This window comes from Prodigiosinella aquatilis, from assembly GCA_030388725.1.
GTDB classification, from domain to species: domain Bacteria; phylum Pseudomonadota; class Gammaproteobacteria; order Enterobacterales; family Enterobacteriaceae; genus Prodigiosinella; species Prodigiosinella aquatilis.
Genome location: CP128857.1, coordinates 441315 through 461067, shown reverse-complemented (window position 1 = coordinate 461067; position 19753 = coordinate 441315). Strand labels below are relative to the sequence as shown.

Sequence of the window (19753 nt, the reverse complement as noted above, 5' to 3'; positions counted from 1 at the left end):
CTCAGGTAAGTGATTCGGGTAAACGAACGCAGCCAACACACCTGCAACTTGAAAGATGACGGGTATAGTAGTGGGGAGCAACACTGGCTCCCCCACCATTCCTTCACAATTCTGTTTCCCGATCTTGTCCTCAACTAATTGTATAGCTGCGTAAATAGCCTTTCGGGACAGTTCACATTACTTTAAATCTTTTTGGTGTTCCCTTATTCTTACAACTGCTTACAATCATTAGATTAATGTTGGGCAAGGAGCCCTTTCTCTGGGACAACATAATGAAAAGAACACAAAATATCAGTCACAACCACTTCCGCAAAGAGTGGCGAAACTATCATATAGCACCGATCGCCCTGGCGGTGAGCTCGGTTTTTCTGCTGGTCGGATGTGAAAAAGCTGACGAAACCGTCTCGCTGTACCAAAATGCCGACGACTGTACGCGTGCTAATCCATCGATGAAAGAGCAGTGTTCGGCGTCTTATAACAACGCGCTGAAAGAAGCAGAAAAAACCGCGCCCAAATATGCCACAAGAGAAGATTGTGTCGCTGAATTTGGCGAAGCGCAGTGTACCCAGGTTCCTGCTCAGGCCGGAATGGCAGCACAGTCGCAGCAAAGCGGTAGTTTCTGGATGCCGCTAATGGCAGGTTATATGATGGGTCGATTAATGGGTGGAGGGAGTTACGCACAACAACCTTTGTTTACATCCAGGGCACCGAACAGTCCCGCCAATGGCAAATTTTTTGACGCTTCCGGTAAAGATTACGGTAAAGCAACAACCGGTAGAACAATAACGGTACCTAAAACCGCACTGGCTCCTAAACTCCCTACCACCACAACCATCACCCGTGGCGGATTCGGCGAGCGGATTACTAAACAAAACACGCTGCGACGCACTAGCAGCAGCACTAAAATGTACCGCTCTATGGGTGGCTGAGGTTCATAAACATGAAACGGATTGCCATCACAGAACGGCCTGACTGGCGCGAAAAAGCAGCGGAATTCGGCTTCCAGTTTCACACTATGTACGGTGAACCTTACTGGTGTGAAGATGCCTATTACCAGTTTACACTGCCCCAGATCGAAGAGTTGGAGGATACCACGGCCGAACTACACCAAATGTGCCTTCAACTGGTCGATAAAGTGGTGAACAGTGAGGAACTGCTGACCAAATTCCACATTCCCAAACATACTTGGGAGTTTGTACGACACTCATGGTTGACCCATCAACCGTCGCTCTACTCGCGTCTTGATTTGGCTTACGACGGAAAAAGCCCGGCAAAATTATTGGAAAATAATGCCGACACGCCAACGTCGTTATATGAATCTGCATTCTTCCAATGGATTTGGCTTGAGGATCAGATGAATGCGGGGAAACTGCCGAAGAGTGCCGATCAGTACAACAGTATTCAGGAAAAACTGATTGCGCGGTTTGAAAATTTTCATATCAATCATGGTTTTAACTTGTTGCATTTTACTTGTTGTCAAGACTCGCAAGAGGATCGGGGAACGGTACAATATCTACAGGACTGTGCATTAGAAGCCGGACTGGCTAATGACTTCCTGTTTGTTGAAGAGATAGGTCTGGGTGAAAAAGGGCAATTTACTGACCTACAGGATCACGTCATCAGCAATCTCTTCAAGCTATACCCATGGGAGTTTATGTTGCGTGAAACCTTTTCCACCAAGCTGGCAGATGCCGGAGTACGCTGGCTGGAGCCCGGTTGGAAAAGCATCATATCCAACAAAGCGTTATTACCACTACTATGGGAAATGTTCCCCAATCATCCCAATCTGCTGCCTGCCTACTTTGCACAGGACAATCACCCGGCAATGGAAAACTATGTCATTAAACCGTTGTTTTCCCGTGAAGGAGCAAATATACAGATCATCCAAAATGGTCAACAGATTGCGTCAGTGGATGGCCCCTACGGTGAAGAGGGCAAGATTGTGCAACAATATCATCCGCTGCCCAAATTCAATGACAGCTATACACTCATCGGCAGTTGGCTGGTGGATGATGTCCCTTGCGGCATCGGTTTACGTGAAGATCGTGAGCTGATCACTCAGGATCTGTCACGGTTTTACCCACATATTATTCTGGACTGAACAAAAGACACCGCTTCAGGTGTCTTTTGTTTGTATAGCTAGCCGATCTGCGCCGACAACATGCTTAGTGATCCCATCTCAATACCATCCACCAGCACTGAAATCGGCTCTTCACCATCCCAACTTCCCAGCACATATAGCAATGGCAGGAAATGTTCCGGCGTCGGGTTGGAAAACGCCGCATCCTCATGCTGTGTAAAATTCACCAGTGGATGTTGTTTGCCTCGATAGGTCAGGTTTTCACGCACAAAAGCATTAAATGCCACCGCCCAAGAATAAGGAGCCATATCTCCCTGCCACTTTACCATTCGCAAATTATGTACAACATTGCCACTGGCAACGATCATAACTCCTTGATTTCGCAGCGTAGCCAGCTTGCGGCCCAATTCATAATGATATTCTGCCGTCTGCGATCCATCCACACTCAGTTGTACAACCGGGATATTCGCGTCGGGGTACATTTTTATCAATACGCCCCAGGTCCCGTGATCCAACCCCCAGTCACCGTGATCGGCGGATACCGCAATCGGTGCCAATAATTGTTGGATTTTATAAGCCAATTCTGGTGCACCAGGAGCAGGATATTGAGTATCGAATAGCGCCTGTGGAAAACCGCCAAAATCATGGATAGTACGTGGTTTTTCCATCGCGGTGACAGCTGTACCACGGGTATACCAGTGTGCGGATATTGCCAGAATCGCCTTTGGCCGTGGTAGTGTTTCTCCCAGCCGACTCCAGACACGGGTATAGTTATTGTCTTCCAGCACGTTCATCGGACTACCATGTCCGAGGAACAGTGCGGGCATCCGGGAAGTGCTCATAAGCGTATCCTTAATTAACATTGGTAACGATATGGACACTACTTTACGCACATGTTTTTCAAAATGCTGTCAGATAAACGTGATAAAGACAGTCAATAAATTTGACGGTAACTTGTTATCAATTATGAAAAATGAAGGTTGGCACTTTGAGGAGTGGCAGTCATTGCATTGTGTCTACATAAAAAAGCGGCACATAGTCTATTACTATGTGCCGCTTTAAAAGATGGTGGAGTTGACCGGTAAGCCGGGTTCTGTCGTGGACAGCCATTCATCTAGGCCAGCACTCGCGTACTGGCTCAAGCAGCCTACCCGGGTTCAGTACGGGCCGTACCATGTGAACCCCTATTTGGCCTTGCTCCGGGTGGAGTTTACCGTGCCACGAACTGTTACCAGTCGCGCGGTGCGCTCTTACCGCACCCTTTCACCCTTACCTGATCCCGCTTGCACGGGCCATCGGCGGTTTACTCTCTGTTGCACTGGTCGTAGACTTTCGTCTCCCAGGCGTTACCTGGCACCCTGCCCTATGGAGCCCGGACTTTCCTCCCCTCCATCTGTCTCCCCCGAAAGGGACGGCAATGAAGCGGCGACTGTCTGGTCAACTCCGGCGCGGATGATAGGGCATATTGACGCTATTGTCATCCTTGTTTATTCGCTTTTTCCATCTTGTTCCAAAGCATACCGGTACAAAGCATTTTTCTTCACACTGTGAATTTCCGCCGCCAACGCCGCCGCCTTTTTCAAAGGCAACGCTTCCCGCAGCAACGCCATCGTCCTTAACGCTTCAGCTGGCAACGCATCTTCATCCGGCTGATGACCCTCAACAATCAGCACCATCTCACCTTTACGCCGGTTTTCATCTTCCAGTACCCAGTTCAGCAGCTCACCTACCGGCGCACCATGGATTGACTCCCAGGTTTTGGTCAGCTCACGCGCCAACACGATATAACGCTGTGGCCCCAAAACCTCACAGATATCCTGCAGGCTCTCCAATAATCGATGTGTTGATTCGTAAAAAATCAGCGTTCTCGGTTCTTCCTGCAGCTCACGTAATGTGTCTTTACGCGCTTTGGTTTTGGCAGGCAAAAAACCTTCATAACAGAAACGATTCGATGCGATACCTGCTGCAGAAAGCGCAGTGATAGCCGCGCAGGGGCCAGGCAAGGGCACGATACGGATCCCGGCTTCACGGCAACGTCTGACCAAGTGATAACCAGGATCGTTAATCAGCGGCGTTCCGGCATCCGATACCAACGCGATGCTCATCCCTTCCTGTAAGCGGGTTAGCAATTGTTCTGTTTTCTGCTGCTCATTATGGTCATGCAGTGCGAACAGTCGCGCATTAATTGCGAAATGTTGTAACAATAAACCAGTATGCCGGGTATCCTCTGCCGCAATAAGATCGACATGTTTTAATACGGCCAGTGCCCGTTGGGTAATATCGCCAAGATTACCAATGGGTGTCGGCACAATGTACAGGGTGGAGACAGAAATCTCTGCTTGTTGGTCTTGATTCATTGTTTCATCCGGGTTGCCGATTTAATATTGAGCATCTCTAAAACATTACTGGATACAGTATGCTTCCCTTAAATTATTTTCATACCCATACAGGCCGTTTAATACCTGTCATGTTAGCGGTACTGTTTCTCGCAGGTTGCCCAAGCCAGGTGCCACAGGGTCCGTCTACCCAACAGGTAGAGGGTAAAGCCGGGGCGACATCTGATTATTATCTGCAACAAATGCAGCAAAGCAGTGATAATAACAAGGCTGCCTGGCAATTACTTGCTATTCGTTCCCTGTTCCAGGAAGGCAAGCTGCCTCAGGCCAGTGCCCAGTTGAACGCACTGCCAACCCAATTAAGTGATAGCCAGCGCCAAGAACAACACCTGTTAACCGCAGAAATCACCGCTGCTCAGAACGATGCGGCAGTGGCCAACACCGCACTGGGGCAACTAAATGTAGCGTCACTCTCCAAGTCGCAATTAGCGCGTTATTATCAAGTACAAATCAGCATCAATCAGGGGCATCCATCCCTGACGCTGATTCGTGCCTATATCGCTCAAGAGCCGCTTCTGCAAGGAGATGCCCATCAGAAAAATATCGATCTCACCTGGAGCGCATTGACAAAACTCAGTGCTCAGGACCTGATGTCGATAGCCATTAAAGCTGACGAAAACACCTTGCAAGGCTGGCTTGATTTACTGACTGCCTACCAAGGCGCGATAAAATCACCGGCAGATTTAAAAACGGCGATTGAGTATTGGCAGAAACGCTATCCACACCACCCAGCGGCCAAGACCCTGCCAACCGCACTAATCCAGGCACAGAGTCTACAGCCATCCGCGGTTAACAACATTGCTTTACTGCTACCGTTAAACGGACAGGCACAGGTATTTGCCAATGCCATCCAACAGGGCTTTAATGCAGCCAGAAGCGGCCAGGTCAGCATCAACACTCCAGTAGTACCTACGCCGTCGGCACCAGCATTGACCACACCAGATCAGACCACAACCACACCACAGACGCAGACACAGACACAGACACAGACACAGACACAGACACAGACACAGACACAGAATGATACTCTGTCGACGCCACCTTCATCTGCCGAATACAGCGCCGCTTCAGCGCCTACTCCGTCACCAACGGCTTTGCCAGCCAATACGGTGAAAGTTTACGATACGTCTACCCAACCGCTGGCCAATGTCATCGCTCAGGCCCAGCAAGATGGCGCTTCACTTATTGTTGGTCCACTACTGAAAAACGAAGTGGACCAGTTGCCAGGCATGAACTCAACACTGAATATCCTCGCGCTTAACCAACCCGAGCACATTCAAAACCGTCCGAACATCTGTTATTTCGCGCTGTCGCCAGAAGATGAAGCACGCGATGCAGCGCAGTTCATTCACAGTCAGGGTAAACAGCATCCGTTAATCCTGGCACCTCGCGGCAATCTGGGTGATCGCGTCGTAATGGCATTTGCCAATGCCTGGCAGCAGTTGGGAGGCACAACAGCGCTGCAACAACGTATTGGTGGTGTTGATGAGTTAAAGCAGGCGATGAACAGGGGAGCCGGTTTGACACTCACCGGTCAACCAGTTATGACATCTACCGCTCAGAGCTTACCGTCAACCACCGGGGCTGGGTTGACTATTCCAGCGCAAGTGCAACCAGTAGCCAGTGTGTCAACGAACGGAAATGTAGATGCGGTTTACATCATTGCCACACCAGACGAATTGTCATTGATTAAACCGATGATCGACATGCGAACTCAGTCGCAGAACCGCCCGGCACTGTATGCCAGTTCACGCAGCTACCAGGCAGACCTGGGACCAGACTTCCGCTTAGAGATGGAGGGATTACAATTCAGTGATATTCCTCTATTGGCTGGTAGTAATCCGACGCTGCTGCAGCAGGTTAGTCATCAGTTTAAAAATGACTATTCTCTGGTACGCCTGTATGCCATGGGAATGGACGCCTGGTCGTTAGCCAGCCATTTCACACAGATGCGACAACTGCCCGGCTATCAGATTGCAGGTGCGACAGGTACACTTAGTGCGACACCAGACTGCGTAATTAACCGCAAATTGACCTGGCTACAATTCCGTCAGGGACAGCTGGTACCGGCATCCTGAACCCGCGTGCCACCGGAACTCAATTTGAGCAACAGGCCCGGCGTTATCTGGAACATGCCGGGTTGGTTTTCGTGGCAGCCAATGTGACATTGCGTGGTGGCGAGCTGGATTTAATCATGCAAGACCGTCAGACTCTGGTCTTTGTCGAGGTTCGTTACCGGCGTAATGCCAATTTTGGTGATGCTGCTGCTAGCGTTACCTGGCAGAAACAGCGACGGTTACTTCATGCGGCAGCGGTCTGGTTATCTCGCCAGGGGGGCAGTCTGGATACTATTGACTGCCGCTTTGATGTGCTGGCAATTACCGGCAATCAGATAGACTGGATTCCCAATGCGTTTGCCGCACACACATAATTTTTCTGATTTCTAACCCTGAAAAGTAGGTTAACCAAACGTGCTGGATAGAATTAAAGTCTGTTTTACCGAGAGTATTCAAACTCAGATTGCTGCTGCAGAAGCACTGCCTGACGCCATTTCTCGAGCAGCGGTCGCCATGGTTCAATCATTACTTAATGGTAACAAAATTCTGTGCTGTGGTAATGGTACGTCAGCTGCCAACGCACAGCATTTTGCCGCCAGTATGATTAATCGTTTTGAGACAGAACGGCCCAGCTTACCGGCTATTGCACTTAGTGCAGATAATGTGGTCTTAACAGCGATTGCCAATGATCGATTACACGAGGAAGTCTATGCCAAACAGGTTCGCGCATTAGGACAGACCGGGGACGTGTTGCTGGCAATCTCAACCCGCGGAAACAGCCGTGATATTGTGAAAGCGGTCGAAGCAGCAGTGACAAGGGATATGACCATTGTGGCATTAACCGGTTATGATGGCGGCGAGTTGGCGGGTCTGCTTGGTCAACAAGACGTGGAAATCCGCATCCCTTCCCACCGTAGTGCCCGTATACAAGAAATGCACATGCTGACAGTCAACTGTCTGTGCGATTTAATTGATAACACGCTTTTTCCACACCAAAACGACTAAGGAGCACCTCATGAGGATATATTCTTGCATTGCCGTGCTATCTGCAGCCCTGCTGCTACAAGGCTGTCTCGGGGTTGTGGCTGTCGGCAGCGCCGTTGCAACAAAGTCCGCGACTGATCCGCGAACAATAGGAACCCAGGTAGATGACGGAACGCTGGAATTGCGCGTATCCAATGCATTAAGCAAAGATGCTCAAATAAGTAAAGAAGCACGTGTGGTGGCTACTGCCTATCAAGGCAAAGTGCTGCTGACCGGCCAGTCTCCAAATACGGAACTGTCTAATCGGGCGAAACAGATCGCTATGGGCGTGGAAGGGGCTACGGAAGTTTATAACGAAATCCGTAAAGGTAAACCGATATCATTAGGCACTGCCTCCATGGATACCTGGCTCACAACCAAGATACGCTCTCAGTTACTGGCTAGTGACACAGTGAAATCATCCGATGTCAAAGTTACCACGGAAAACAGCGAAGTATTCCTGCTCGGAATAGTAACTCATCGTGAAGGTGCGGCGGCGGCAGAAATCGCCAGTAAAGTCAGTGGTGTAAAACATGTAACTACCGCTTTCACCTATCTGGATTAGACCCACTGTTATGGCAAAACCGTCAGGCTGCTGACAAACTTGCATGAGCACCAATGGCCCATTCTTGAACAAGCAAGACTGGGCCATTTTGAATCAAACCGTTAAATATCATCGTAGCGTTTCATTACCAAGAATGCCGATGTCAGCAAGCTATTTTCTGGCCGGCGGTGATAACAACCAAATATTCCGCCTGGTTTCGACACTGATGTTTTTGGCACTTTTATCTGCGTCAGAGTCCTCTGCTCCCGTTAGTAACGAGGCATATCCTGCACGAATAATCTGCTGTTGGTAACGGGGTTGGGCAAGGGCCGTATCTGCCTGCAGCATTAATGGAATCAACCGACTGCTTTGGCGGTCCAGCGTTTTATGCGGCCATAGCTTGTTCTCGTCCAGATAAGGAGCCATAAAATCCAGCATCGCTATCAGTCCGCTCCCTTTTGCTGTTCGATACTTCCAGAGATTTTCACCGACTTTATCTGCCAGAATAGCCATGGACGTCACCGCTTGCAGATTAAAATAGCTATAGTGAAAAGAGCGAGTGCGAACCAGCTCTTCTGGCTGTGAGCCATCTGCCGCAAGCTGGTGATCAAGCTTCTGGCGCTGGAGTTCTACCATCGCTTTTACCAGTGCAGGTTGCTTCAGATACCAGGCAATACCTGCAACCTGAACCGCATACCAACTGCCATGATTATTCTTCGCTGTAGCCTCTTTCTTACCATTCCTGCTAGTTTGCAGCCAGGTGAGATACTCATTCATCCACTGATGCATCTTTTGCTCATCCTGCGCGGTCCATTTCGGGGACTGACGCAGCATAACCAATGAATCAACAATACGAGTCGAAAAGTAACGGCCATCAAGAACGCCAGCGCCACGTCCGGCATCAATACCCGGAATCCCTTGCGCGTAATTGAGGTTTGGATTCATACGGGTAGCTGGTTCAATAAACCAGGTACGGATCATTGAAATAGCTTTATTGGCGTATTCAGGCTTGTCCGAAAAATACCAGGCCAATGTCAGCGCCTGAACATGTTCTGTGAAAGCCGCCAGCCGAACACCATCACTTTGCTCATTTTTACTGGCAGGATTGACCTGTCCATCTCGCCGAATCCAGGGGAGTCCATCTTCCTTTTCCGGGTCAGGCCACCAATAGGCGCTCAGACTCATATAATCGTGGCGGGAACCGCTGGGAGGTGTTGAAAGTTTTTGAGTAACCGAGGGGTTAGGAGCCTGAAGTACTTTGTTCGCTTCCGATAAAAGTTGGCGATAGGCCAACCGGGTTTGAGGTGTTGCTACCTGTTGCTTAAGCTGCTGTTTAACCGTTTGTAGCTGGGTTGGATCCCAAAATACATAAGCATGCCTGTTGTTTTCAGCACTTGCGCTTCCTATTATACTAAAGCCGCTCCATAACGAGAGCGCCAACAGCAGCAAATAACTCGGGTACATATTCGCCCTTTAGAATAAATCATCTATCACAACTTACTTATATTAATACTCTTTTTACTATAATCCATTCGTTTTCAGAAATGCCTCTCCGCCAATCTGGTGCATCTGTCTCAAAATCCATTGCTGTCTACGTATGACATAGACTGATGGGGCATTGGCATGGTAGTGAATAGGGTTAGGTAATACAGCAGCCAACATTGCCGCCTCGCTGGCAGTCAGACGGCTGGCTGGCTTCTTGAAATAATATCTGGCCGCACGCTCGACGCCAAACACGCCTGGTCCAAATTCAGCGATATTAAGATATACCGTCAGAATACGGCGTTTGGTCCAGACTAGCTCGATGGCGACCGTTAACCCGGCCTCCAGACCTTTGCGAAACCAACTACGGCTATCCCACAACATCAAATTTTTCACTGTTTGTTGTGACAAGGTCGATGCGCCTCGAATACGTCCTTCGTAGCGTTCATTGTGTCTGAGAGCCGCATTGATCGCTGCAAAATCAAACCCCCAATGATATGGGAACTTCTGATCCTCTGCCGCAATGACAGCTAATGGCATCGTCGGTGCGATCTCATCCATCGAGACCCAATCGGAGTGGGCCACATAAGAAAAATTCCCATTAAACCAAGCCGTTAGTTGTCTATCAACCATCACAGTCGAAAAAGGTACTGGCAAGAAAGCAAACAATAATATTTCCAGCAGCCAGAACCCCAACACCACCAGTATCGCCCGGGAAATCCAACGTTTTGTCGTCACGAAAAGACGAGTGCGGTAACGCCCCGGCCTCATTCAGTCAAAGCCAGTACACGAGAAACCAACTTCTCAATACCTGTAGCAGCTTCACTAATGGAATTCGCTAACATATAGGCTGGCGTAGTCACAATCTTGTTATCAATGTCGACCACAATATCATTCACTGGACAAACGACATGGGTACCGCCCATCTCCTCAATGGTTTCTGCTGTTTCAATATCATTGCCAATGGTAAGGCGGACAGGAGTTTTAAGCAGTTTTGGTAAAATGGCTGGAGAGATGCAAATAAAACCAATTGGTTTGTTCTGCTTATAAATTTCATTTGTTAGTATTTTCAGGTCTTCATCAACTTGGCACGCTGCACCACGGATGGCAAAATCACTCAAATTTTTTGCAGCACCAAACCCACCAGGAACAATGAGTGCGTCAATCTGCCGTGCGTCCGCCGCAGACAAAGGCTGGATTTTCCCCCTGGCGATACGTGCGGACTCCGCTAAAACATTGCGTTTCTCGCTGGTTACTTCCCCGGTCAGATGATTCACTACATGCAGTTGCTCCTTATCTGGAGCGAAGCAAACAGCTTGAGCACCGGCCCGATCAATTGCAAGCAGAGTCAAGACAGCTTCGTGAATCTCTGAACCATCAAAAACTCCACACCCACTAAGTACGACGCCGACTTTTTTCATCATATAAACCTCATTTCATTACATCAACTAATTGATTTTTTGATTGACAAACACTAATCTACATCACACATTTTAATGATTCTTGTAACAAACGGCGCTATATTTGCTATGGTGTTTGTTGCCAGAAGATGTAATTCCACACACACCTGCGAACTAACAACTTTGAGAGCAGATTGCAGGTGTACAAGTTTCCCTGGTGTTGGCGCATAATTCGCGCACCCCGGCTTCGGTCGGGGTCATTTTTTTTCAGCTTCCGAAACCCAATCCTTCAGCATTTGAACATCATGACGCCAATCATGCTTTAATTCGTCAATCCACTCCTGAACGTTATCCCACCAAGCCGGCAATGTTGTGGTCTGAATCTGCTGGGCTACCTGCTGCAAATGCCGTAACCCTACCGTTCCGGCCGCACCTTTGATTTTGTGTCCTTCTTCCGCGATACCTTTCTGATCACGTGCCGTCATATTGGAATCCAGTATTGCCAGATAGCCCGGCATCATTTGCTCGAACATCGCCAGACTTTGATGAATCAGTTTCGGACCAATCAAATCGAGATATTGTTCCAGCATGGCGATATCCAACGTGTTTTCCTGAACCGACTCAGGAATATCTTCCGACACGACAGGAACGTCGCCTTCATGATGATCCCAGTACTGTTTGATGACGGCAGTCAGTGCCGGCACGGAGAGTGGTTTGCTCAGCACATCGTCCATACCTGCATCCAGATATTCTTTTTTGTCCTTGAGTACATTGGCCGTCAACGCAACCAGCGGCGGCAGATCTCGATGGACATAACGCTCACGCAGCTTACGAGCCACATCCAAACCCGTCATATCCGGCAACTGGATATCCAGCAGCACCAGGTCAAACTCGTCAGGATCAAACATATCCAGCGCCGCCTGACCGGTCATTGCCACATCGACGCTACTGCCCAGTTTTTCCAGTACCGAGCGGGCCACCACCACATTCAGCTCAATATCTTCCACCAGCAAGACATTCAGTGCCGGCAATGGCATTCCTTCCTCATCTTCGGCATCTGCGCTCTCTCCTTCCACCGCTGGTGCCACGACTGTCAAAGTGAAACAAGAACCTTTACCCAGTTCACTGGTAACAAGAATGTCGCCTCCCATGTTCTGCGCCAAACGTTTCGATACTGCCAGACCGATGCCGGTTCCGGTGGCCGGTTTGCCGCCATTCTGATCCTTCACCTGATAGTACATGGAGAAGATTTTTTCTAACTCATCAACTGGAATGCCCATACCGGAGTCTTCAACTTCAAAGCGCAGCTGATCACCTGGTCCATACTCCACTCGCACCACAATATTTCCCTGCTGGGTAAACTTCACAGCATTACTCAGCAGGTTCCACAGAATTTGACGTAACCGGGTACCATCCGTAATGACGCTCTTCGGCAAGGGTTGATGCAGTTCCATTTTTAATCGCAGCCCTTTCGGTTGCGCCAGCAATCCACCCAGGTTTTCCAGATCGGCTACAAAGCCCTCAAAATCTATCGGCTGATTATCCAGTTGAACCTTGCGACGTTCCTGCTTATCCATTTCAATGACATCGTTGAAAATATTGCCCAGCGTGATAGCGCTGACATGGATGGTCTTCAGGTATTTCTGCTGTTCCGTATCCAGATGTGTATCGAGCAGAATACGGCTTAAACCGACAATGCCATTAAGCGGCGTACGAAGCTCGTGGCTGATTGTTGAGATGAAAGTAGTCTTTTCCCTACTCGCATTCTCTAACGCGTCCTGGTAACGCTTACGCTCCGTTATATCGCGTCCAAACCCCATCAACCCATGTCGTTTTCCCATTCGGTCATAAAACGGTACTTTTCGTAGTTCAAAACAGGCCTTGCGCCCATCGGGGTATACCAGCCACTGCTCATAGGTCAGGGAAACGTTATGACGGAAAACTTTTTCATCAGTTTCCATCACTTTTTCTGCAATTTCTGGCGTGTAAACATCAATTGGTGTCAGACCAATCAGCTGCTTCTGGCTTTTGCCAAGCAACAATTCCATCGCGCGGTTGCAACCAGAGAACTCTTTATTTTCATTACGGTAATAAACCAGGTCTGGTGAAGCATCGAGAAAGGAACGCAACAAGGCTGATTGTTGCTCTAGCTCAACCTGCGCCTGTTCCCGACGAGACATCTCCTCTCGCAATTTACTCACCATCAGCAGACGAGCGTCTTCGGCTTTGATACGATCCGCAATTTCCTGATTAAGTTGAACAATATTATCTTGTAATTGTTCATTCAGTTGCTGGTCGCGATGACGCATTTCCTCTAACTTGGCTACCAGCTTGGCAAGCCGCTGACGCGACTCTTCCAGTTGTTCCACCACGACAGAAAGGAAATAAACCGCCCAGGGAGTGATCACCAGGCCAAAAAAGATGGATCGCACAACATCAATACTGGTGACTTCACCACTGAGCAATAGTGTTACCGCCATCTGCACCACCAGTGCCAACAACACCAGCACCGAAGCCAGTAGCAGAGAAAAACGGACCAGACCCAGCTTTACCATTAAATCAACGTAATACTGGGCCAATAGCCGGATTTGCTTCATAGTGTTTTTCCTTAGTCGTGGACCCGCAAATCATACTGTAAAATAATAATGAGCGCGGTAAATGTGCCGTTAATTTGCGAACCGCCACAAATATCGGTCTTCAGGCAGGATGATACTGATAGGGGTGGCCTAATGCAGAGCCTTGCACACCATGTTCCAGCAAATAGTTGTTGAGTCCAACCATGCCGGTCCAGCGATTTTCACACCACAGTGGGGCCAGTAATGTGGGTCGGCGGGCACTGGCAGAAATCCGGTGAAAAACAATTTCCGGTGGCGTATACCGAATCATTTCCCCGGCGATTGCTACATAATTTTCCAGTGTCAGTTCCGACAACCGCCCGGCTCGCCATGCTTTAGCCATAATACTGCCATCCACAATGTGTAGCGGGTGTAGCTTTATCCCCTCAACACCTGTATCAACAACCTGTTGCAGCGTTGACAGACAACATTTGGCATCTTCTCCAGGCAGACCGACAATAAGATGACAGCAAACCTTTAGGCCACGAATATGGGCACGATAAACCGTTTCCTGGTAGCAGGAAAAATCATGCCCACGGTTAATGCGATGCAACGTTTTATCACTCGCGCTTTGCAATCCCAGTTCCAACCATACCTCATAACCTTGATCCCGATACCCGGCCAGTAAATCCAACACAGCGTCCGGGACGCAATCAGGCCGGGTTCCCACACATAATCCAACCATCTCCGCCTGTTTCAGTGCCTGGCAATACATGGACTCCAATACCTGAACTTCGGCGTAAGTACTAGTATAAGCTTGAAAGTAAGCCAGATAGCGCTTAGCACGATTTACCTTTACTGCCTGCGCCTCCAGCTGCTGGGTGATACTAATCTGTTGCATGTGCTCATCCGCAAATGACGCCACATTACAAAACGTACAACCGCCACGACCCAGCGTGCCGTCCCGGTTTGGGCAATTAAACCCACCGTGCAGCGTAAGCTTATGGATCTTTTCTCCATAACGACGCTGAAGGTCTCCACCAAACATATTGATTATTTTTTGTAATTGCATATTCTGTTCTTCCCCCCGCAAGAACAGCAGCCTACTCTTTCATCTGTTTTACCGCGATGACTACGATCAATCCCGCTCCGGCGCATTAAAGTGCATGGTTATTCATTTTTATTGAAAATAAAATCATATCTTAGCCGATTAATTTTTCTTATCCTCCCAGCCGATTTCATTAAAAGATGACGTGAAGATAAAAAACAGTGACATAAAGTAAAAAATTAGATTCAAACAGAATAAGATGCCGATAAGAGAAGATATAGCAGCATGTCGCGGTCATAATTCGTCATTAGCATAGTGATACAGCTCACATTTAAATGACTCCCCGCATCTTGCCAACACCTTCTTTTAATTGTAAAAATGCTTATCTTTCATATAAATAAGTAAATATTATCCCTAAAAGTCAGGTTTGATATTGATATTTGACCTGAACAGGGTTTCTCGCTAATTTGGGAATCCGCTGGAAGCTTTCCTGACGAGATGATGTCTCGTCATATTTATGCAGTAAGAAGAAGACTCCCTCATCAAGCAAGTTATTACCACTTGTGAGATCGTCACGATAGACCGGAAAAGAGAGCGGCAAAACCCACTGACGCTATATTTACGTCAGTTGGATATCGCTCGCGCAAAGGTGCCCGCTGACTGGTGGGAGAGAGTCATATAGAGCCTGGGGAGGTTCACTGAATATGTTGTACGATGCATCCCAAGAGAGAGACAACTGTGGTTTCGGATTAATCGCCCATATAGAAGGTGAGCCGAGCCATAAAGTAGTGCGTACTGCCATTCACGCGCTTGCCCGTATGCAGCACCGTGGCGCGATTCTTGCTGACGGCAAGACCGGTGACGGCTGTGGTTTATTGCTTCAGAAACCTGACCGCTTCTTCCGCTTGGTCGCCGAAGAGCATGGTTGGAGGCTGGCGAAAAATTATGCCGTCGGCATGATGTTCCTTAATAAGGATGAAGAGAAGGCCCGTGCCGCCCGCAAGATTGTAGAAGAAGAGTTGCAGAATGAAACCCTTTCTGTGGTTGGTTGGCGCGAAGTGCCCACCAATCCGGATGTCTTGGGTGAAATCGCGTTGTCCTCACTGCCGCGTATTGAACAGATCTTTGTGAATGCTCCGGCAGGTTGGCGTCAACGTGATATGGAACGCCGCTTATTCATGGCACGCCGCCGTATTGAAAAACGCGTACAAGATAACGATTTCTACGTGTGCAGCTTCTCCAATGTAGTGAACATCTACAAGGGCCTGTGTATGCCGACGGATCTGCCGCGCTTTTATCTGGATCTGGCAGACCTGCGTATGGAATCAGCCATTTGTCTGTTCCACCAACGCTTTTCCACCAATACCGTACCACGCTGGCGTCTGGCCCAGCCGTTCCGCTATCTGGCGCACAACGGTGAGATCAACACCATTACGGGGAACCGTCAGTGGGCCCGCGCTCGTGCCTACAAATTCAAAACGCCGCTGATCCCGGATCTGCAAGATGCGGCCCCATTTGTCGACGAAACTGGCTCGGACTCCACCTCGCTGGATAATATGCTGGAACTGTTTCTGGCTGGTGGGATGGATATCGTGCGCGCCATGCGACTGCTAGTACCACCGGCATGGCAGAACAACCCGGATATGGATCCGGAACTACGTGCTTTCTTCGACTTTAACTCTATGCACATGGAGCCATGGGATGGTCCGGCAGGTCTGGTACTGTCTGATGGGCGTTATGCTGCCTGTAACCTGGACCGTAACGGTCTGCGTCCAGCACGTTATGTCATCACTAAAGACAAACTGATTACTTGTGCGTCTGAAATTGGCATCTGGGATTATCAACCGGACGAAGTGATCGAAAAAGGGCGCGTCGGTCCAGGTGAACTGATGGTTATCGATACCCGTAACGGCCGCATCCTGCACTCAGCAGAAACCGATGATGATCTGAAAAGCCGCCATCCCTACAAAGAGTGGATGGAAAAGAACGTTAAGCGTCTCGTGCCGTTTGAAGAGTTACCTGATGAACAAGTGGGTAGCCGCGAGCTGGACGATACAATGCTGGAAACCTATCAGAAGCAATTTGGTTATAGCAAAGAAGAACTGGATCAAATCCTGCGCGTGCTGGGTGAGAACGGTCAGGAAGCCACGGGTTCCATGGGTGATGACACACCTTTTGCCGTGCTCTCCAGTCGCCCGCGTATTATTTATGACTATTTCCGCCAACAGTTTGCTCAGGTAACGAATCCGCCTATCGACCCACTGCGCGAAGCACATGTTATGTCGCTATCAACCTGTATCGGTCGGGAAATGAACGTATTCTGTGAAGCGGAAGGTCAGGCCCATCGTCTGAGCTTTAAATCACCGATTTTGCTCTACTCCGATTTCAACCAGTTGATCAATCAGGATCAGCAATATTACCGTGCAGACAGGATCGATCTGACGTTCGACCCAAAACAGCAAACACTACAGGAGACGGTTGAAAAACTGTGCGACGAAGCGGAAAACAAAGTCCGCGACGGCGCAGTATTACTGGTACTTTCCGACCGGAGCATCACGCAGGATCACCTGCCAGTACCGGCACCAATGGCGGTAGGCGCTATTCAGCGCCGTCTGGTGGAAAAGAGCCTGCGTTGCGATGCCAACATCATCGTTGAAACCGCCAGCGCCCGTGATCCACACCATTTTGCGGTACTGCTAGGCTTTGGTGCTACTGCCATTTACCCTTATCTGGCCTATGAAACACTGGCCCGGATGGTAGATAATCGCACCATCGAGAAACCATACCGTACCGTGATGCTGAACTACCGTAACGGCATCAACAAAGGTCTGTACAAGATCATGTCAAAGATGGGCATTTCAACGGTGGCGTCCTACCGCTGTTCCAAACTGTTTGAAGCCGTCGGTTTGCACCAGGACATTTCATCCCTCTGTTTTCAGGGTGTAGTCAGTCGGATCAGCGGGGCCAACTTCAGTGATTTTGAGCAAGATCTGCTTAATTTGTCAAAACGTGCCTGGTTGAAACGTCATACATTGGACCAGGGAGGTTTGCTGAAATTCGTTTACGATGGTGAATACCACACCTACAACCCGGACGTAGTAAAAACGCTACAGGCAGCAGTTCACAGTGGTAAATACAGTGACTATTTGCAATATGCCAACCTGGTAAACCACCGTCCGGTGGCAACGCTGCGCGATCTCCTGGCGCTACAACCACAGGAAGGAACGGCCATCGCGCTGGACCAGGTGGAACCAGCGACAGAGCTGTTCAAACGTTTTGATACGGCTGCCATGTCTATCGGTGCGCTCAGCCCAGAAGCCCATGAATCACTGGCTGAAGCCATGAATAGTCTGGGTGGTTTTTCCAATTCCGGTGAAGGTGGCGAAGACCCAGCGCGTTATGGCACCAATAAAGTATCCCGCATCAAGCAGGTTGCCTCCGGTCGATTTGGCGTTACACCCGCTTATCTGGTCAATGCTGATGTTATCCAGATCAAGGTCGCACAGGGAGCCAAACCAGGTGAAGGCGGCCAGTTACCGGGGGATAAAGTAACCCCATATATTGCCAGACTGCGCTATTCAGTGCCCGGCGTTACTCTGATTTCACCACCGCCACATCATGATATTTACTCTATCGAAGATTTGGCTCAGTTGATTTTCGACCTGAAACAGATCAACCCAAAAGCCATGATTTCGGTCAAACTGGTTTCTGAACCGGGTGTAGGTACTATCGCCACTGGTGTGGCTAAAGCTTATGCCGATCTGATCACTATTGCCGGCTATGATGGCGGCACCGGCGCCAGCCCGTTAACATCAGTGAAATATGCTGGTTGTCCGTGGGAGCTTGGTCTGGCAGAAACCCAGCAGGCACTGGTGTCTAACGGTTTACGTCACAAAATCCGTCTGCAGGTGGATGGTGGTCTGAAAACCGGTCTGGATATTATCAAAGCGACCATTCTGGGTGCGGAAAGCTTCGGCTTTGGTACTGGCCCAATGGTAGCTCTCGGCTGTAAATACCTGCGTATCTGTCACCTGAATAACTGTGCTACAGGTGTTGCCACCCAGGATGAAAAACTGCGTCGCGATCACTATCACGGTCTGCCAGAACGCGTAGTTAACTACTTCAATTTTATCGCACAGGAAACCCGTCTGCTGATGGCCGAGCTAGGTGTAAGTCGTCTGGTCGATTTGATAGGCCGCACTGACCTGCTACTTGAACTGGATGGTTTCACTGCCAAACAAAACAAGCTGGATCTGTCACCATTACTGCATACTGCACAACCTCATCCAGGTAAGGCGCTGTACTGTACCGAGAATAATCCGTCATTCGACAAAGGATTACTCAACAAAGCGCTGGTGGAGCAGGCTCAGTCACATGTCGAATCCAGGCAAGGCAAAGCACTCTATTTCGATATTCGTAATACCGACCGCTCTGTAGGCGCCACCTTGTCCGGTGTGATTGCTGCACGGCATGGCGACCAGGGACTGGCGAGTGACCCGATCAAAGCTTACTTTAACGGTACAGCCGGGCAAAGCTTTGGTGTCTGGAACGCTGGTGGTGTTGAGCTGGCTCTGACCGGTGACGCCAACGACTACGTAGGTAAAGGCATGGCGGGCGGTATTATCTCTGTGCGCCCGCCCGTCGGCTCCGCGTTTCGCAGTCATGAAGCCAGCATTGTCGGCAATACCTGTCTGTATGGTGCCACTGGCGGTAAGCTGTTTGCCGCAGGTCGTGCCGGAGAACGCTTTGCCGTACGTAACTCCGGTGCGATTACCGTAGTGGAAGGTATCGGCGATAACGGCTGTGAATACATGACTGGAGGCATTGTCTGTATTCTGGGCCGCACCGGCGTCAACTTCGGTGCAGGTATGACTGGCGGTTTCTCGTATGTTCTGGACGAAGACGGTGAGTTTCGTAAACGCGTCAACCCAGAACTTGTGGAAGTGCTGGACGTAGAGAATCTGGCGATTCATGAAGAGCACCTGCGTGGACTAATTACCGAGCATGTTCATCATACCGGATCCCAGCATGGCGAAGAGATTCTGGCCAACTGGCCGGTATGGGTATCAAAATTTGCTCTGGTTAAGCCAAAGTCAAGTGATGTGAAAGCGTTGTTGGGTCATCGTAGTCGTTCCGCAGCTGAGCTGCGGGTACAGGCGCAGTAAGAG

General features: G+C 49.4%; 14 protein-coding genes and 1 other RNA gene. 7 read left to right on the top strand and 8 right to left on the bottom strand.

From position 1 onward, the window contains the following. Positions 1 to 272 precede the first annotated feature (272 nt). On the top strand, positions 273 to 929 hold the full coding sequence (locus PCO85_02120; protein ID WJV54299.1) for a DUF1190 family protein: 657 nt from the start codon (positions 273 to 275) through the stop codon (positions 927 to 929). 11 nt (positions 930 to 940) lie between these two features. Beyond that, positions 941 to 2101, top strand: a complete 1161-nt coding sequence (locus tag PCO85_02115; protein WJV54298.1) for a glutathionylspermidine synthase family protein — start codon at positions 941 to 943, stop codon at positions 2099 to 2101. Between the two features lie 38 nt (positions 2102 to 2139). Here PCO85_02115 and ygiD read toward each other — a convergent pair whose 3' ends face one another. The 3 genes from ygiD to rsmI all read right to left on the bottom strand — a co-directional run bounded on the left by ygiD (position 2140) and on the right by rsmI (position 4437). Next, positions 2140 to 2922, bottom strand: a complete 783-nt coding sequence (gene ygiD, locus PCO85_02110; protein ID WJV54297.1) for a 4,5-DOPA dioxygenase extradiol — start codon at positions 2920 to 2922, stop codon at positions 2140 to 2142. A 224-nt stretch (positions 2923 to 3146) separates the two neighbouring features. Beyond that, positions 3147 to 3525: RNase P RNA component class A (gene rnpB / locus PCO85_02105), an RNA gene on the bottom strand. Positions 3526 to 3567: 42 nt separating this feature from the next. Beyond that, positions 3568 to 4437, bottom strand: coding sequence for a 16S rRNA (cytidine(1402)-2'-O)-methyltransferase (gene rsmI, locus PCO85_02100; GenBank protein WJV54296.1), 870 nt, complete (start codon positions 4435 to 4437; stop codon positions 3568 to 3570). A gap of 59 nt (positions 4438 to 4496) precedes the next feature. Between rsmI and PCO85_02095 the strand changes: the two genes are divergently transcribed. The 4 genes from PCO85_02095 to dolP are packed head-to-tail and all read left to right on the top strand — an operon-like array spanning position 4497 to position 8121. Next, positions 4497 to 6554 carry a penicillin-binding protein activator gene (locus tag PCO85_02095; GenBank protein ID WJV54295.1) on the top strand — a complete coding sequence of 686 codons (2058 nt, stop codon included), beginning with the start codon at positions 4497 to 4499 and terminating at the stop codon, positions 6552 to 6554. Next, positions 6551 to 6907: a YraN family protein gene (locus PCO85_02090; GenBank protein ID WJV55965.1), complete on the top strand. Its 357-nt coding sequence runs from the start codon at positions 6551 to 6553 to the stop codon at positions 6905 to 6907. Before PCO85_02095 ends, PCO85_02090 begins: the two co-directional genes overlap by 4 nt. 40 nt (positions 6908 to 6947) lie before the next feature. Next, complete coding sequence (diaA, locus tag PCO85_02085) at positions 6948 to 7538, top strand: DnaA initiator-associating protein DiaA (GenBank protein ID WJV54294.1); 591 nt, start codon at positions 6948 to 6950, stop codon at positions 7536 to 7538. Positions 7539 to 7548: 10 nt separating this feature from the next. Next, positions 7549 to 8121 carry a division/outer membrane stress-associated lipid-binding lipoprotein gene (gene dolP / locus PCO85_02080; protein WJV54293.1) on the top strand — a complete coding sequence of 191 codons (573 nt, stop codon included), beginning with the start codon at positions 7549 to 7551 and terminating at the stop codon, positions 8119 to 8121. Between the two features lie 150 nt (positions 8122 to 8271). Here dolP and PCO85_02075 read toward each other — a convergent pair whose 3' ends face one another. The 5 genes from PCO85_02075 to PCO85_02055 all read right to left on the bottom strand — a co-directional run bounded on the left by PCO85_02075 (position 8272) and on the right by PCO85_02055 (position 14609). Then, positions 8272 to 9564 carry an alginate lyase family protein gene (locus tag PCO85_02075; protein ID WJV54292.1) on the bottom strand — a complete coding sequence of 431 codons (1293 nt, stop codon included), beginning with the start codon at positions 9562 to 9564 and terminating at the stop codon, positions 8272 to 8274. 57 nt (positions 9565 to 9621) lie between these two features. Next, entirely contained in the window at positions 9622 to 10353 is a 732-nt protein-coding gene (gene mtgA / locus PCO85_02070) for a monofunctional biosynthetic peptidoglycan transglycosylase (protein WJV54291.1), read from the bottom strand. Further along, the gene (gene elbB, locus PCO85_02065) at positions 10350 to 11003 is read right to left on the bottom strand and encodes an isoprenoid biosynthesis glyoxalase ElbB (protein WJV55964.1); all 654 of its coding nucleotides are present in this window, start codon (positions 11001 to 11003) and stop codon (positions 10350 to 10352) included. Before elbB ends, mtgA begins: the two co-directional genes overlap by 4 nt. Positions 11004 to 11239: 236 nt before the next feature. After that, positions 11240 to 13579, bottom strand: a complete 2340-nt coding sequence (gene arcB / locus PCO85_02060) for an aerobic respiration two-component sensor histidine kinase ArcB (protein ID WJV54290.1) — start codon at positions 13577 to 13579, stop codon at positions 11240 to 11242. Positions 13580 to 13679: 100 nt separating this feature from the next. Continuing rightward, positions 13680 to 14609 carry a TIGR01212 family radical SAM protein gene (locus tag PCO85_02055; protein WJV54289.1) on the bottom strand — a complete coding sequence of 310 codons (930 nt, stop codon included), beginning with the start codon at positions 14607 to 14609 and terminating at the stop codon, positions 13680 to 13682. Positions 14610 to 15289: 680 nt separating this feature from the next. Between PCO85_02055 and gltB the strand changes: the two genes are divergently transcribed. Beyond that, positions 15290 to 19750, top strand: a complete 4461-nt coding sequence (gene gltB, locus PCO85_02050; GenBank protein WJV54288.1) for a glutamate synthase large subunit — start codon at positions 15290 to 15292, stop codon at positions 19748 to 19750. Positions 19751 to 19753: the final 3 nt, after the last annotated feature.